This is a genomic window from Microvirga sp. P5_D2 (assembly GCF_054049475.1).
Genome location: NZ_JBFUMH010000056.1, coordinates 1 through 14,366, shown reverse-complemented (window position 1 = coordinate 14,366; position 14,366 = coordinate 1). Strand labels below are relative to the sequence as shown.

Annotated in this window: 14 protein-coding genes and 1 tRNA gene; 14 read left to right on the top strand and 1 reads right to left on the bottom strand. The window is 59.3% G+C overall.

Annotated features, from left to right (window positions below):
* The first annotated feature begins 288 nt into the window (after nucleotides 1-288).
* The 9 genes from ACXJKO_RS15705 to ACXJKO_RS15665 all read left to right on the top strand — a co-directional run bounded on the left by ACXJKO_RS15705 (nucleotide 289) and on the right by ACXJKO_RS15665 (nucleotide 9,176).
* Nucleotides 289-972, top strand: coding sequence for a tripartite tricarboxylate transporter TctB family protein (locus ACXJKO_RS15705; RefSeq protein ID WP_457092026.1), 684 nt, complete (start codon nucleotides 289-291; stop codon nucleotides 970-972).
* On the top strand, nucleotides 972-2,474 hold the full coding sequence (locus ACXJKO_RS15700) for a tripartite tricarboxylate transporter permease (protein WP_457092025.1): 1,503 nt from the start codon (nucleotides 972-974) through the stop codon (nucleotides 2,472-2,474). Before ACXJKO_RS15705 ends, ACXJKO_RS15700 begins: the two co-directional genes overlap by 1 nt.
* A gap of 60 nt (nucleotides 2,475-2,534) precedes the next feature.
* Nucleotides 2,535-3,509: a tripartite tricarboxylate transporter substrate-binding protein gene (locus tag ACXJKO_RS15695; RefSeq protein ID WP_457092024.1), complete on the top strand. Its 975-nt coding sequence runs from the start codon at nucleotides 2,535-2,537 to the stop codon at nucleotides 3,507-3,509.
* Nucleotides 3,510-3,631: 122 nt separating this feature from the next.
* Nucleotides 3,632-3,708: transfer RNA gene (locus ACXJKO_RS15690), tRNA-His, on the top strand.
* A gap of 345 nt (nucleotides 3,709-4,053) precedes the next feature.
* Nucleotides 4,054-4,995, top strand: coding sequence for a LysR substrate-binding domain-containing protein (locus ACXJKO_RS15685; RefSeq protein WP_457092023.1), 942 nt, complete (start codon nucleotides 4,054-4,056; stop codon nucleotides 4,993-4,995).
* A 105-nt stretch (nucleotides 4,996-5,100) separates the two neighbouring features.
* Nucleotides 5,101-6,579, top strand: coding sequence for an aldehyde dehydrogenase (locus ACXJKO_RS15680; protein WP_457092022.1), 1,479 nt, complete (start codon nucleotides 5,101-5,103; stop codon nucleotides 6,577-6,579).
* Nucleotides 6,580-6,650: 71 nt separating this feature from the next.
* Nucleotides 6,651-7,913: an MFS transporter gene (locus tag ACXJKO_RS15675; RefSeq protein WP_457092021.1), complete on the top strand. Its 1,263-nt coding sequence runs from the start codon at nucleotides 6,651-6,653 to the stop codon at nucleotides 7,911-7,913.
* Nucleotides 7,914-7,980: 67 nt separating this feature from the next.
* On the top strand, nucleotides 7,981-8,274 hold the full coding sequence (locus ACXJKO_RS15670; protein ID WP_457092020.1) for a hypothetical protein: 294 nt from the start codon (nucleotides 7,981-7,983) through the stop codon (nucleotides 8,272-8,274).
* A gap of 23 nt (nucleotides 8,275-8,297) precedes the next feature.
* On the top strand, nucleotides 8,298-9,176 hold the full coding sequence (locus ACXJKO_RS15665; protein WP_457092019.1) for an MBL fold metallo-hydrolase: 879 nt from the start codon (nucleotides 8,298-8,300) through the stop codon (nucleotides 9,174-9,176).
* Nucleotides 9,177-9,194: 18 nt separating this feature from the next.
* Here the strand turns inward: ACXJKO_RS15665 and ACXJKO_RS15660 are convergent, their stop codons facing one another.
* Nucleotides 9,195-9,896: a FadR/GntR family transcriptional regulator gene (locus tag ACXJKO_RS15660; protein ID WP_457092018.1), complete on the bottom strand. Its 702-nt coding sequence runs from the start codon at nucleotides 9,894-9,896 to the stop codon at nucleotides 9,195-9,197.
* Nucleotides 9,897-10,067: 171 nt separating this feature from the next.
* Between ACXJKO_RS15660 and ACXJKO_RS15655 the strand changes: the two genes are divergently transcribed.
* From ACXJKO_RS15655 to ACXJKO_RS15635, 5 genes are read left to right on the top strand one after another with little or no spacing between them, the layout of a single operon-like run.
* On the top strand, nucleotides 10,068-11,063 hold the full coding sequence (locus ACXJKO_RS15655; protein WP_457092017.1) for an ABC transporter substrate-binding protein: 996 nt from the start codon (nucleotides 10,068-10,070) through the stop codon (nucleotides 11,061-11,063).
* Nucleotides 11,064-11,073: 10 nt separating this feature from the next.
* A complete protein-coding gene (locus tag ACXJKO_RS15650; RefSeq protein ID WP_457092016.1) occupies nucleotides 11,074-11,907 on the top strand; it encodes an ABC transporter permease in 834 nt (277 codons plus the stop codon).
* A 1-nt stretch (nucleotide 11,908) separates the two neighbouring features.
* Nucleotides 11,909-12,706, top strand: coding sequence for an ABC transporter ATP-binding protein (locus ACXJKO_RS15645; protein WP_457092015.1), 798 nt, complete (start codon nucleotides 11,909-11,911; stop codon nucleotides 12,704-12,706).
* 10 nt (nucleotides 12,707-12,716) lie between these two features.
* On the top strand, nucleotides 12,717-13,469 hold the full coding sequence (locus tag ACXJKO_RS15640) for an ABC transporter permease (protein WP_204242834.1): 753 nt from the start codon (nucleotides 12,717-12,719) through the stop codon (nucleotides 13,467-13,469).
* Nucleotides 13,469-14,173, top strand: coding sequence for a fumarylacetoacetate hydrolase family protein (locus ACXJKO_RS15635; protein WP_457092014.1), 705 nt, complete (start codon nucleotides 13,469-13,471; stop codon nucleotides 14,171-14,173). The genes ACXJKO_RS15640 and ACXJKO_RS15635 overlap by 1 nt, the downstream gene beginning before the upstream one ends.
* Nucleotides 14,174-14,366 lie beyond the last annotated feature (193 nt).

The following is a 14,366-nucleotide window of genomic DNA, read 5'->3' as shown; positions in this document are numbered from 1 at the left end:
CAGAGGGGCCCGGCCTGGCTAAGGGAGATCATCTAGACAACCTGGGGCAACGGATCAAGTGAGCAATGTTTCCGGATAGTCCGGGCGAGGGAAGGGGTTGGTGTCCTATAGTCGAATAGACGCTCCCATCCCGCCTATTTCACAGATGACGTCTCTGGTTGGCCGGAGGCAGGTTTGTTGAGAACCACGATTCCGCCCGGAGTGGCAGCTTGATCCAAACGCGGCCTTGGGCGCATATCGGTCTGAATGAACTCAGGCGCCCATAAGGCGCACTCCGGGAGGTCGTCCATGTCCAATCCTCACGAACGCCAAGGGTCGTCGGAGCACCGGCCGACCGGGCGTCACGGACCGGTCCGCGCACCGCAAAGCGTTGCAGGAGGCCTCCTGCTGATCGCCCTAGCCGCCTTGGCCCTATGGCTGACGCGCGATCTCGACCAGGGCACATTGAACTCCATGGGTCCCGCCATGCTGCCGCGCTGGCTCGCGGTCGGCGTCGGCCTGGCCGGGCTGACCCTGCTCGTGACCGGCTTCACGAAGGATGGCGATCCGCTGGAGGGCTGGAGCCTGCGCGGCCCGTTCTTCGTCATCACGGCGATCCTGGCCTTCGCCATCACGATCCGACCCTTCTCGTTCGGAAGCCTCACGATCCCCGGCCTCGGCCTTCTCGTGGCGGGGCCGCTCGCCATCATCATCGGCGGCTTCGCGACTCCCGAGGCGCGCCTGCGCGATCTGGTGCTGCTGTCCCTGAGCCTCACGCCGTTCTGCATGATTTTGTTCGGCGACCTGCTGAACCTGCCCATCCCGGTCTTTCCGCAGCAGCTCACGAGCCTTTTCCCCAGTGATTGGTCGCAAAAGGCCGTCATGCGGGCCACCGCCGCGATTCTGGTGGCGGCAGCCGTCCTCGTATTTCTTTCCACACGCGGACGCCGGACAACGACCATTGATGTTGCCGATCACAGCGGGAGAATCTGATGGGTGATCTTTTCTCCAATCTTGCACTCGGCTTTTCCGTCGCGCTGACGCTGCAGAACCTTGGACTTGCCTTTCTCGGCTGCCTCGTCGGCACGCTGATCGGCGTTCTGCCTGGCGTAGGCCCCATCGCCACTATCGCGATGCTGCTGCCCATCACTTTCGGCCTCGACCCGACGGGCGCGCTCATCATGCTCGCCGGCATCTATTACGGCGCGCAATACGGCGGCTCGACCACGGCGATCCTCGTCAACATTCCGGGCGAAGCCACCTCCGTGGTCACGGCGCTCGACGGCCACCAGATGGCCCGCCAGGGCCGCGCCGGCGTGGCGCTTGGCATTGCCGCCATCGGCTCGTTCTTCGCCGGCACCGTGGCGACGCTCGTCATCGCGGCGCTCGGCGCACCGCTGACCAAGCTCGCGCTCATCTTCGGACCGACCGAATACTTTTCCCTCATGGTCATGGGCCTCGTCTTCGCCGTCGTGCTGGCGCGCGGCTCGATCCTCAAGGCCATTGCGATGATCCTCGTGGGCGTGCTGCTCTCGACGGTTGGTCTCGATCTCGAAACCGGCGAGGAGCGCATGACCTTCGGTCTCGCCTTCCTGTCGGACGGCATCGATTTCGCCGTGCTGGCCATGGGCATTTTCGGCATCGCCGAAATCATGCGCAACCTCGATCACACCGAACATCGCGATGTGGTGCGCCAATCCATCGGCCGCCTGCTTCCGAACAAGGACGACTTCAAGCAGGCCTACAAGCCGGTGCTGCGCGGCACGATCATCGGCGCGATCCTTGGCATCCTGCCGGGCAACGGCGCGGTGCTCGGCCCGTTTGCCTCGTACACGCTGGAGAAGAAGATCGCGAAGGATCCGCGCCGTTTCGGACGCGGCGCCATCGAGGGTGTGGCGGGGCCGGAGAGCGCCAACAACGCCGGCGCGCAGACCTCGTTCATTCCGCTGCTCACGCTCGGCATTCCGCCGAATGCGGTGATGGCGCTGATGGTCGGCGCGATGACCATTCACGGCATCATTCCCGGCCCGCAGGTGATGACCAAGAACCCGAACCTGTTCTGGGGCATGATCGCCTCCATGTGGGTCGRCAACCTGATGCTGCTCATCATCAACCTGCCGCTCGTCGGCATGTGGGTGCGCCTGCTCAAGGTGCCGTACCGCCTGCTGTTTCCGGCAATCCTGATGTTCTGCTGCATCGGCATCTACTCCATCAACTCGCTGCCGACGGATGTGATGTTCATAGGCCTGTTCGGCTTCGTCGGATACACGCTGATGAAGTTCGGTTTCGAGCCGGCCCCGATGCTGCTCGGCTTCGTGCTCGGCAAGCTGATGGAAGAGAACCTGAGGCGCGCGCTCATCCTGTCACGCGGCTCGATGGAGACCTTCATCGAACGTCCCGTCAGCGCAGCGCTGCTTGCGGTCGCCGCGATCCTTTTGATCATCGCGCTCCTGCCCTCCATACGAAAGGGGAGGGACGAGGTGTTCACCGAATAGCTTGCCTTCGGCTCCATCGTCACCAAATGTAAGGCGATAACTTTCCTAGGGAGGAATAAAATGAAGAAAGTCGCACTGGCTCTTGCCGCAATCGCGGGCATTGCCGCCACCGGCGCTCAGGCCCAGACCTATCCCACCCGTCCGATCACCATGATCGTGCCCTTCGCGGCCGGTGGCCCGACAGACGTCGTGGCGCGTATCGTAACCGACAACATGTCCCGCACACTCGGCCAGCAGATCGTGATCGAGAACGTAGCAGGCGCCGGCGGCACCACGGGCATCACCCKCGCCTCGCAGGCTCAACCCGACGGCTACACCATCATGATGGGCCATATGGGCACCCACGGTGCCGCGCCCGCCCTCTACCCGAACCTGAAATACGATCCGGCGAAGGACTTCGCGCCCATCGGCCTCGCCGCCGGTACGCCCATCGTCATCGTGGCCAAGAAGGACTTCCCGGCCAACGACCTGAAGGGCTTCCTCGAGTACATGAAGGCCAACGGCGAGAAGGTGAACATGGCCCATGCGGGCGTGGGCTCGGTCTCTCACTCGACCGGCATCTTCTTCAACTCGGTCGTCAAGGCAAAGCCCACGATGGTCGCCTATCGCGGCACGGGCCCGGCCCTGAACGACCTCATGGCCAACACGGTCGATTTCATGACCGACCAGATCGTCAACGTGGCACCGCAAATCCAGGGCGGCAACATCAAGGCATTCGCCATCGCGACGCCTGAGCGTTCCCCAGTCCTGCCGAACGTACCGACCACCAAGGAAGCCGGCCTCGACGGCTATGAGGTCAGCGCCTGGAATGCGGTCTTCGCGCCCAAGGGCACGCCTCCGGACGTGGTCAAGAAGCTCAGCGACGCCTTGATGAAGTCGCTCGACGACGAGAACACCAAGAAGCGCCTTCTGGAGCTTGGCGGTGTGATTCCGACCAACGCCGAGCGCACGCCGGAAGCCCTTCAGAAGCTCGTGGAAAGCGAAGTAGCCCGCTGGACCCCGGTCCTCAAAGCCGCCGGCGCCACCGCCGAGTAAGCTTTTCCAAGCTTAACCCTTTGAAACGGCGGGCCAAACGGCCCGCCGTCGTCTTTTCAGGCCCCGCGACCGCAAAGAAGCCTTGAAATTGATCGCCGGCGCGATTACACCCTGCCTCACGTGCAGCCGTAGCTCAGTTGGTTAGAGCACCAGATTGTGGATCTGGGGGTCCCCTGTTCAAGCCAGGGCGGCTGTACCATTCATAACCAATGCTTTAGCGACTCTCGCATTCGAGGGCTGCTTACCAGGAAACACAGCTGGTAAGCGAATAGTAAGCAGAAGCTGTGTCTCAAGCACGATGGATATAATTGAGTCCGCTTAGCTTTGAGCGGTTTCCCGCGTTTTATTGTTTGGCTTCGAAATCCTCTATCTCTATCATTCGGTGCTGCTCCTAGCTCATGGACCTTCCATATTGCGCGCTTTGTTGGGACGCCACCGACAAATAGCGAACTCGACAAGTACGGAAAGTCTAGCTCATCTTGCCATTGCTGCCCGATGAGGCTGGCTCCACGCAGTCTCTGTATTGTAACGTTAGGAGATGGCATTGCGCCGTAAGATCCCGAGCACGAGCGCATTGCTCACCTTCGAGGCCGCAGGTCGTCATGAAAGTTTCTCCCGCGCGGCCGAAGAGCTTGCGATGACCGAGGGAGCTGTCAGCCGCCAGATCGGTCGTCTTGAGGACTTTCTTGGGGTTATGCTGTTCAACCGAGTCAAAGGACGTATCTATCTGACCGACTCCGGACGGGAGTACTGGGCACAGATTGTGAGCGACCTCGATCGGATTGAGCGAGATACGCTCAAGCTGTTGGCAAGGCCCTCCGAGGGCGGCGTTCTTGAACTCGCGGTTATTCCAACCTTCACCAACAAATGGATTATCCCGCGACTGCCGGATTTTTGCGCCAAGAACCCCGGCATCGTTATCAACATGAGCGAGCGGCCAGAGCCCTTCCTTTTCGCAGACAGTCCGTTCGATGCCGCCATTCATTACGATCATCCCGGCTGGGCCGGCATGATCAAGAAAGATCTCTTTGCCGAAGAACTCGTTCCAGTGTGCAGTCCGAAGCTGATCGGTGGCCGGACGGAACTCGATTTAGCCGAGCTGAAGAAGCTGCCCCTGCTGCATAAGCGAGGACGGCTGGATTCCTGGAAGAAGTGGTGGGACCACCTTGGCGTGACCGGACTTAATCCTATGGAAGGCGCACAATACGATTTGTTCTCGATGGCGATCGAAGCCGCATCGGCCGGTCTCGGCGTCGCGCTTGTGCCAAAACTCTACGTAACCCGCGAGATTGAGGATGGTCGKATCGTTATACCATATGATCACTACGTGCCGGGGGATAAGCGTTATTGCGTGGTTTGCCCAGAATACAAATATGGCTCTTGGCCACTCAGGCCATTTCTCGACTGGCTTGTTCAAGAGTCTGACATCTATGTCCGCCTGCGCAATCAATCTCCGGCTCGAACCGACATAAGGTCATATGCCTAGGAAACTGCGCGGGCCATTACATTCTGTCACTGGCTCTTACCGGCGTGTTTATTGAGGTTTGAGCCTGAGGCCATCTAGGTTGCTTCCATCAGGAGCACCTAGACGATGCATAGATACAGATTATTCATTGATAACGAGTGGCACGATCCCGCTTCGAATGATTGGTTCGAAACCGAAGACCCCTTCACAGGAGAGCCGTGGGCCGAGATTCCGCGCGCCAATGCGGAGGATGTAGACCGCGCTGTTCGTTCGGCCAAGGCTGCCTTGGAAGGGCCGTGGGGCGCCATGTCCGCCACGGACCGCGGCATGCTCTTGTACCGATTAGGTCAGCTGATCGACGAAAACGCTGCCGCTCTCGCCGAAGTCGAAGCTCGCGACAACGGCAAGCTATTGAGTGAGGTCTCCGGCCAAGTCCGCTACGTGGCGAAGTACTTCTACTATTATGCAGGCCTCGCCGACAAAATTCAGGGCTCGGTCATTCCGATCGATAAGCCCAAGGTGTTCAACTACACCAAATACGAACCCATGGGTGTAGTGGCCTCCATCACGCCATGGAATTCGTCGCTTCTGCTCACCGCCTGGAAGATGGCGCCTGCGCTCTGCGGAGGCAACACCTTCATCTCTAAGCCGTCCGAATTCACCTCAGCGTCGATGTTCGAACTCGCGAAGCTCGTCGCACAGGCTGGCATCCCGCCCGGAGTCTTTAACGTAGTGACGGGTTTCGCCTCCGAAGCAGGCGAACCGCTTATTCGCCATCCGGACGTGGCCCGAGTCGCTTTCACGGGCGGCGATCAGGGCGGCCGTGCGGTCGCCAGGATCGCGGCCGAGAACCTGAAGCGTGTATCGTTGGAACTAGGCGGCAAATCCCCGAACATCGTGTTCGACGACGCTGATCTCGACCAAGCGGTAAATGGCGTCATCACAGGTATCTTCTCGGCCGGTGGCCAAACCTGCATGGCGGGCTCCCGCCTACTGCTGCAGGACAGCATTCACGACGCCTTCGTCGAGAAGCTACTTGAGGTCACGAAGCGCGCCAAGGCAGGCGATCCACGTGCGCCGGGTGTGCAGGTGGGACCGGTGGCGACCAAGCCGCAATTCGACAAGGTCATGCAATACATCGGTATCGCAAAGGGTGAGGGCGCTCGCTGCGTCGCTGGAGGCCGTGCGCTCACCGGACCGGATTACGGCGCCGGCCGCATCGTCGAGCCGACCGTCTTCCTCGATGTGACCAACGACATGCGCATCGCGCAGGAAGAGGTCTTCGGTCCGGTTCTAGCTGTGCTGCGCTTCAAGGACGAGGAAGATGCGGTGCGCATCGGCAACGACATCCGCTTCGGGCTTGCCGCCGGCGTTTGGACGCGCAGTCTCAAACGCGCGATGTACATGTCGGACAAGCTCAAAGCTGGCACGGTATGGATCAACAATTACCGCTCCACGAGCTTCACAACGCCGTTCGGCGGTTTCAAGGACAGCGGCATGGGCCGTGAGGGTGGAGTTGAGGCTGTCAAGGAATATCTCGAAGTGAAGAGTGTTTGGATCTCAAGCGATCTCCAAATGCCTGATCCGTTTATCCGCAAATATTGATGATCCCGCACGCGTCGCGTGCGGGAAGATTCCCGCCGCGACGCGATGCAGAGGGACGGGAGGGAACTACCATGAATGAAACGATCACTGCTGCGCCCACACAAGCCACCGGCTGGTTCGGGAGTCTCAGCAAGAGGGAAAAGCACACTTTTTGGGCCTCGTTCGGCGGCTTCGGCATCGATGCGCTGGATATTCAGCTCTACAGCTTTGTCATGCCGACTCTCATCTCTCTCTGGGCGATGAGTCGAGCCGAAGCTGGCATGATCGCAACCGTTGCCCTCCTGGTCTCGGCGACAGGAGGCTGGATCGGCGGCATGCTGGCAGACCGTTATGGGCGCGTTCTGACGCTGCAAATAACGATTGCCTGGTTCACGCTTTTCACCTGCCTCAGCGGCTTCACAAACTCCTCAGAACAACTGATGATCGTTCGCGCGCTCCAGGGCTTCGGCTTCGGCGCTGAATGGGCCATTGGTGCCGCACTGATGAGCGAGATCGTTCAGGCAAAGCATCGTGGCAAGGCACTAGGCTTCGTGCAAAGCTCGTGGGCCGTAGGGTGGGGCGCTGCAGCCCTGATCTATGCTCTCACCTTCTATCYTCTGCCCGAGGAAATCGCTTGGCGCRCGCTGTTTTTCGTCGCCATCATTCCCGCGCTCTTCGTCTTCTATATTCGCAAGTATGTCGACGAGCCGGAGGTGTTCGAAAAGCACGCACGATCATCAACTCAGAAAGCGTCGCTTCTCGACATCTTCTCGGGACGTGTTCTCTATATCACTATCTTCACCTCGCTCCTCGCAACAGGTGTACAGGGCGGCTTCTATGCCATCGCCACTTGGCTCCCGACATACCTGAAGACGGTACGGGGATTGTCGGTGCTCAACACGTCGGGCTATCTTGCCGTCATCATCGTGGCTGCATTCTGCGGCTACATCGTCGGTGCTTACCTCACCGATGCGATCGGGCGCAAGCGTACCTTCGCGCTGTTTGCAGTCGGCGCGATCATCACGGTGATCCTATACACCTTCATCCCAATTTCTGACACATGGATGTTGGTCCTCGGCTTCCCGATTGGCTTCTGCTACGCGGGTACCTTCGCCGGGCTCGGCTCCTACTTTGCGGAACTGTTCCCGACACGTGTACGCGGCACGGGAATGGGCTTTGCCTACAACTTCGGTCGGGCAGTCGGCGCGCTTTTCCCTGCTCTCGTGGGCTATATCAGTCAGCAGATACCACTCGAGACGGCTATCGGCATCTTCACGACGGGCTCATATGCTCTGGTGCTGGTTGCCGTCCTTGCTCTTCCTGAAACGAAGGGCCGCGAGCTCCCGGTCGATTGACCGGGGCTCACCCCTCACAGAAAGGACGCCCATGCCTAACGTTTCAGTTTTCATTCCAAGCCCGAGGATGCCCGACGCCGCAGCGCTGGAGCGCTTCACGGAGGAATGCACAGAGCTATGCACCGGCCTCCTTAAGGCGACACTCGACAAGGTGCACATCATCTTCATCCCGGTTCTGCCGCAAGGCCGTGGCCAGGATGCATTCGTGGAGGTCAAGTATCGCCTTGAGACGTTCCGCCCACCGGAAGTGATGGATGAGTTCATCGCAAAGGTCGACAGGGTCGTAAAGGACAGGTTCGGCTTCACCGCCCGCATCCGATGCTTCGGCTACGRACCGCAAGTGATCTTTGCGCTCAACTAACATGTTCAATGCAGGGGAAGCCAATGACCTCCTTTCCTGATTGCCAGGTTCCGGGCGTCTATCGACGCCGCATCGGCGATATCGTCGTGACCTCTTTGAGCGATGGCTATCTCGACGCCGATGTCGGCGTACTGCAGCGCATCTCACGCGAGGAGATCGACCAGATCCTCTCGGAGACCTTCCGGCCATCGCCGCCACGTCTCTCCGTCAATGCCTTCTTGGTCCACTCGAAGGGCCGCGTCGCTCTGATCGAGACCGGTGCCGGCGATACCATGGGCCCATCCCTTGGCAAGCTCGTAGCCAACATGGAAGCTTCGGGCACAAGGCCGAGTGAAATCGACACGGTGCTTTTGACCCACATGCATCCCGATCACTCGAATGGGCTCTGCGACGGATCTGGCGGGCGCATCTACCCCAATGCGGAACTTCTCATTCACGAGGAGGAGGTGAGGCACTGGAACGACGATGCCGCCATGAGCGCAGCGCCTGAACGCAAGAAGGTGCGCTATTTCCAGGCCGCGCGAAAGCAGCTTGCGCCTTACCGTAGCCAGTTGCGGACCATCCAGGACGGCGAGGTGTTTCCGGGCGTAACGGCGATTCCTATTCCAGGGCATACTCCTGGGCACACGGCCTATCTCATTGCAGACGGTGATGAGTCGGTACTTGTCTGGGGCGACACGGTTCATGTTCCCGAAATCCAGGTTCGCAACCCCGATGTGACCCTCGACTTCGACAGCGACCCCGACGCTTCCGCTGCGATGCGCCGCCGCGTCTTCGACATGGCCGCCACCGACCGTATGCTGATTGCGGGTATGCATGTGCATTTCCCGGGTTTCTCTTTCGTCGTGCGCCGGGGCAAGGGATATGACCTTATCCCCGAGGCTTGGTCGCCGGTTCTGTGACTTAAGTCAGGCCCAGCATCAGTCAGCCTCAGTCGACTGCCGCGCCAGGAGATTGCGCTCTACGCTCTGCAAATGATTGCGCATCGCCGCGGCAGCGCCCGCCATGTCACGGTTCTCGATGGCCATGATGATCGTCTCGTGTTCGGTGAAGCTGTGATGGTCAGGCTCTGGCTTGACTGGGTTAGATCGGAGCCTGCCCCATGTCACGGCTCGACGTAGCGCGTTAAGCATATCGAAGAGCCCAAGAAGCGGCGTGTTCTGGGTTGCTTCAGCAACGGTACGGTGCAGACGTGTATCCCAGGTCTCATACTGCCGCCAAGTCGCGGCTTCACGCGTTCGGGCCTGGCACATCCTCAGCTCGGCAAGATGCATCGGCGTTGCCGTCAGCGCAGCCGCTCGTGCGATCTCAGGTTCGATGATCAGCCGAGCGCGCATCAGTTCGGCCGGATTTGTCCGCTTCGACATAGCCGCGATATCTGAAAGGTTATCCATAGGCCGGCTCCCCATGAATGTGCCTTTGCCGACATGGCGCCATATTTGGCCTTCGGCCTCAAGAGTCCCGAGTGCTTTCCTCAGTTCGGTTCGGGTGACCCCAAGTGCCGCCGACAGATCCCGCTCCGGAGGGAGACGCCCATCCTCAGGGAGTGCGGCTTGTGCAAGGTAGGCCCGCAGTTGGGTCACGATGCTCCGATTAGAGCCCATTTCATCGAAAGCTAACATCTCAGTCTCTCAACCAATTCTGAATTGGTTGGATCTTTTAATCTTCGTAACAACATAGTCAAGAAGAATAATGCTTGACAGCGGCCAACCCAATTGCAACCAATACAGCATTGGTCGTGCAAAGCGCGGCTATAAAAAGCGGATGAACCGCCAGAGAATAGGGAGTTTGAAATGTTCAGAAGGTTGGCAGGTCTGAAAGCCAGTACCGCTGCGCTCGCGATCGGCGTCGCGCTTATGGTGTCGAGTGCTGCGGAAGCGGCCAAGGTTCGTGTGGTCTATGGCGACATCCCCAGCGTGGAATCCCTGCATCTCTTGGCAGCCTTTGAGCGCGCCAAGGAAAAGGGTGTCGACATTGAAGTCACGTACCTGAAGTCCGAAGATATCGCAGCTCAGGCTGTGGTCGGCGGACAGGCTGATATCGGCGTCGGCGGTCCTTATGCGCTTGTGCAGAAGGTCAAGGCGCCTATCCGCATGTTCATGCAGCTTTCAACGCTGCGCTTCTATCCGGCGGTGAACGGCGAGTTCTACAAGACCTGGAAGGATCTGAACGGGCAGGAAGTGGCCGTCCACTCCCGCGGGTCCGGGACTGAAGCCATCATGAAACTGATGGAGCAGCGCCAGGGCATTAAGTTCTCCAAGATCAGCTACATTCCTGGCGCCGAGGTTCGCACAGGCGCCTTGCTTCAGGGTAACGTCAAGGCCTCCATCGTCGACTCTTCCGGCCGCCGGCTATTGGAAACCCAGGCTCCCGGCAAGTTCGTCATCCTGCCGCTCGAGGGCGTGAACGCAACCGACGAAGCGCTGTTTGCCAACACGAATTTCCTTGAAAAGAACGCCGCAGATGTCGACAAGATCGTCGAGGCCATCCTCACAACCTGGCGTGAAGTCACAGAGAAGCCGAGCGTCGTCACGGAGTGGCGCGCCAAGTACAAGCTACTCCCCGACCTCCCTGCGGCCCAGGTGAACGAGATCGGCCCGTACTTCGAAGAACTCGCAAAGGGCAAGGCGTTTCCTCTCAACGGTGGCGGCGCAGTCGCGGCAAAGGATGACTTTGCCTTCTATACCCTCTCGGGTCAGCTCACCGGTGAGCCCTCAAGCCTGAAGGTCGAGGACTTCTGGGATACCCGCTCGCTGGATCGCGTTCTGGCGAAAGTTGGCACCAAGTAAGGTGGCCAAAATGATGGCTTCCTCCCAAGTGAACGGCCCCGCGCGGGCCGTCCATTCGCCGGCAGGTTGGGGCTTGAGCCTCGGCCGGCTATTCACTCAACACCCAATTGCCTCGAGAGTGGTCTCGCTGGGGCTGTTCTTTTTGATATGGGAAATCGCTGGGCGCGTGCCGATTAGCTACGCCTTTCCTACCTTTCTAGAGACACTCTCTGCATTCCTCACAATGCTATTCGATGGCAGCCTGTTTGTGGCTTATGGTTCGACCCTTCAGCCTCTGATCATCGGTATTGCCATTTCGGGAGCCGTCGGGGTGGCGCTCGGCATCGTGATGGGTTTGTCACGCATGGCTGAATGGCTTGTGGCGCCTTTGTTCATCGTCCTGCAATCGGCCCCGATGGCAGCTCTTATTCCACTCATCACCTTCGTCTACGGAATCGGGCTGGCCGCAAAGACTCTCGCCGTCATCATGCTTGCTTTGCCGGTTATCGTCCTGAACGGCTATAAGGCAGTGCGGAATGCCAACCCTTCGCTGGTGGCCATGTGCTACTCGTTCCAGGGCACGAAGCTCCAGCAAATCGCCAAGATCATCATCCCAGATGCCAGCCCCGTGATCTTTGCTGGTCTGCGCCTGGGCCTTGCCGCCGGTTTCATCGGCGTCATCCTGGCAGAACTCCTGATCACACCGACCGGAATCGGCGATCTCATCACCTACCACCGCTCAGTGGCCAATTATGCAGAAATGTATGCCGCTGTTGTTTCCATCATTCTGGTCTCGACCCTGACGCTCGCAGCCTTGGAAGCATTCGAGGTGCGCGTCCTTCGTCCGGAAAAGAGGAGAGGCTGACATGACTTTATCTACTGCTCCTATCCATGCTCTGCCTCAAGCTGAGTCTGCTGCTGTTGAGGTTCGTAGTATCTGCAAGAACTACAAAGAAGTCGAAGCGCTGCGTTCGATCGACCTCGACTTCCCGCGAGGCAAACTCACGACGCTCCTCGGCCCGTCCGGTTGCGGTAAGACCACCCTGCTCAAGATCATTGCAGGTCTTATCGAGCCGACCTCCGGCGAGGTGCGGGTCAACGGCAAGCCCGTCACTGGACCTGGGCCGGAGCGCGCCTTCGTGTTTCAAGACTTTGCCCTGATGCCTTGGGCGACGGTGATGCGCAACGTGGCTTTTGGGCTCGAACTAAAGGGAATGGGCAAGGCGGAACGCCAGTCCATTGCCCGGCACTATATCGCCGAGGTTGGTCTCACCGGCTTTGAGGATAAGTATCCGCACGAGCTCTCCGGCGGTATGCGCCAGCGCGTTGGTCTTGCCCGCGCCTTCGCCGTAAATGCGGAAGTTCTTCTGCTCGACGAGCCATTCTCCGCTGTTGATGAGCAGAATCGCCGCAAGTTCCAGGAGGACCTGCTGCGATTGGTGGAGAAGGAGCGCAAGACCTTCATCTTCGTCACGCATAGCATCGAAGAGGCTGTCTACGTATCGGATCGCATTGTGCTCCTGTCACGCCGGCCGAGTCGCGTCTCGCAGATCATCGAACCGAAAGTTGACCGCACAGCCTCTCCCGATGCCATCCGCCGTGATCAGGGCTATCTCGACACAGTCGAGGAGATCTGGCAGGGCCTCAAACACTACGTGGATTAAGGGGGGCGCCATGACACTTTACGGATATCGGGTGCCGATGATGGCATCCCTCCTAGTCTGGTGCGTAATTTGGGAGCTGGTCGGTCAATCCGGCCTGATGTTCCTGGTTCCGCCTCTTTCGGCCGTGCTGGTTGCTGGCTTTGCCATGGTGCAGACCGGCACCTGGCAGTCGGCCGCAATCATCACGTTGCACAGTTTTGCGGTCGGCATGGCGTTTGCCATCGTGGTCGGCATCACGCTCGGCGTGCTGATGGGGCGCTTCAAGGCAGTGGACGAACTGTTCAGCATCTGGGTCAACATCTTCGTCAGTGCACCGCTCTCGGCCCTGGTCCCGGTGTTGATGATCCTGTTCGGCATGGGCGAGACCACGGTTATCGTCACAGTCTTCCTCTTCGCGGTGTGGATCATCGTGTTGGATACGCGAGCCGGCATTCAGCATGTGCCGAAGTCGCTTATTGAGATGGGGCGCTCCTATGGCGCCTCTACCTTCGCTCTTTACGGAAAAATCGTTCTCCTTGCTGCACTGCCGGAGATCCTAGCAGGGATCAGACTCGGACTTGTGCGCGGCGTAAAGGGTGTGGTGATCGGTCAGCTTTTGGTGGCGATCATTGGTTATGGCGAACTGTTTGAACTTTATTCACGCAGCTTTGACATGGAGAACTTCTGGGCGCTGACGATCATCCTCTTCGCTGCGGCGATGCTGATGTCTGCGGCCATCGAATACATCGAGAAAAAAGTCGACTATTACGCAGGAGTAAGATGATGAATGCACCTCTCGCCATGACTGACTACGTCGTTCAACCCGCACCTATTGCAACCTTGCCCGTCCAGGGCAGTGACAAAGTGTTTCCCATTCACCGTATTTATTGTGTGGGCCGCAACTACGCCGAGCACGCGATCGAGATGGGACATGACCCGTCCAAGGAGCCGCCGTTCTTCTTCCAGAAGAACCCAGACAATCTCGTGACCGATGGCAAGTTCCCGTACCCGAGCCAGACATCGGACGTGCATCACGAGATCGAAATGGTGGTGGCGTTAAGCAAGGGCGGTACGGACATTTCCGTGGAAGCGGCGCTCGATCACGTCTTCGGCTATGGCGTCGGCCTCGACATGACCCGCCGCGACCTTCAGGGCGTGGCCAAGAAGCTTGGTCGCCCATGGGAAGTCGGCAAGGCGTTCGAAGCCTCCGCTCCCTGCGGTCCGTTGGTTCCGGCGAGCGAGATCGGCCATCCGGACTCGGGCGCTGTCACACTCAAGGTCAACGGTGAAGTCCGCCAGCAGGGCGACTTGAACCAACTGATCTGGAAGGTGCCGGAGATGATCTCCTATCTGTCCGGTCTCTTCACGCTTCAAGCCGGCGACATCATCATGACCGGCACGCCCGCGGGCGTCGGTGCGGTTGTGCGTGGCGATGTTCTCGAAGGCTTCGTCGAGGGTATCGGCAAGCTCGAAGTCGTGGTCGTCTAAGCTGCAGAGCCCGCGTATCTAAAACATCAGGAAGCGGGCAGGGGCTTAACAACACCGCAGCACAAAGTGCTGCGGTGCAATTCTAGGGCGGGACAACCGCCTGTGTCTAAATCAATCAGGAGCCACACGTGGCGAAGATCAAGGTTGCCAATCCTGTCGTCGAACTCGACGGCGACGAGATGACCCGCATTAT

Coding starts and splice junctions, on each gene's coding strand:
- ACXJKO_RS15640 (WP_204242834.1), top strand. CDS start 12,717: ATGACACTTTACGGATATCGGGTGCCGATGATGGCATCCCTCCTAGTC.
- ACXJKO_RS15655 (WP_457092017.1), top strand. CDS start 10,068: ATGTTCAGAAGGTTGGCAGGTCTGAAAGCCAGTACCGCTGCGCTCGCG.
- ACXJKO_RS15705 (WP_457092026.1), top strand. CDS start 289: ATGTCCAATCCTCACGAACGCCAAGGGTCGTCGGAGCACCGGCCGACC.
- ACXJKO_RS15660 (WP_457092018.1), bottom strand. CDS start 9,896: ATGTTAGCTTTCGATGAAATGGGCTCTAATCGGAGCATCGTGACCCAA.
- ACXJKO_RS15635 (WP_457092014.1), top strand. CDS start 13,469: ATGAATGCACCTCTCGCCATGACTGACTACGTCGTTCAACCCGCACCT.
- ACXJKO_RS15680 (WP_457092022.1), top strand. CDS start 5,101: ATGCATAGATACAGATTATTCATTGATAACGAGTGGCACGATCCCGCT.
- ACXJKO_RS15645 (WP_457092015.1), top strand. CDS start 11,909: ATGACTTTATCTACTGCTCCTATCCATGCTCTGCCTCAAGCTGAGTCT.
- ACXJKO_RS15665 (WP_457092019.1), top strand. CDS start 8,298: ATGACCTCCTTTCCTGATTGCCAGGTTCCGGGCGTCTATCGACGCCGC.
- ACXJKO_RS15650 (WP_457092016.1), top strand. CDS start 11,074: ATGATGGCTTCCTCCCAAGTGAACGGCCCCGCGCGGGCCGTCCATTCG.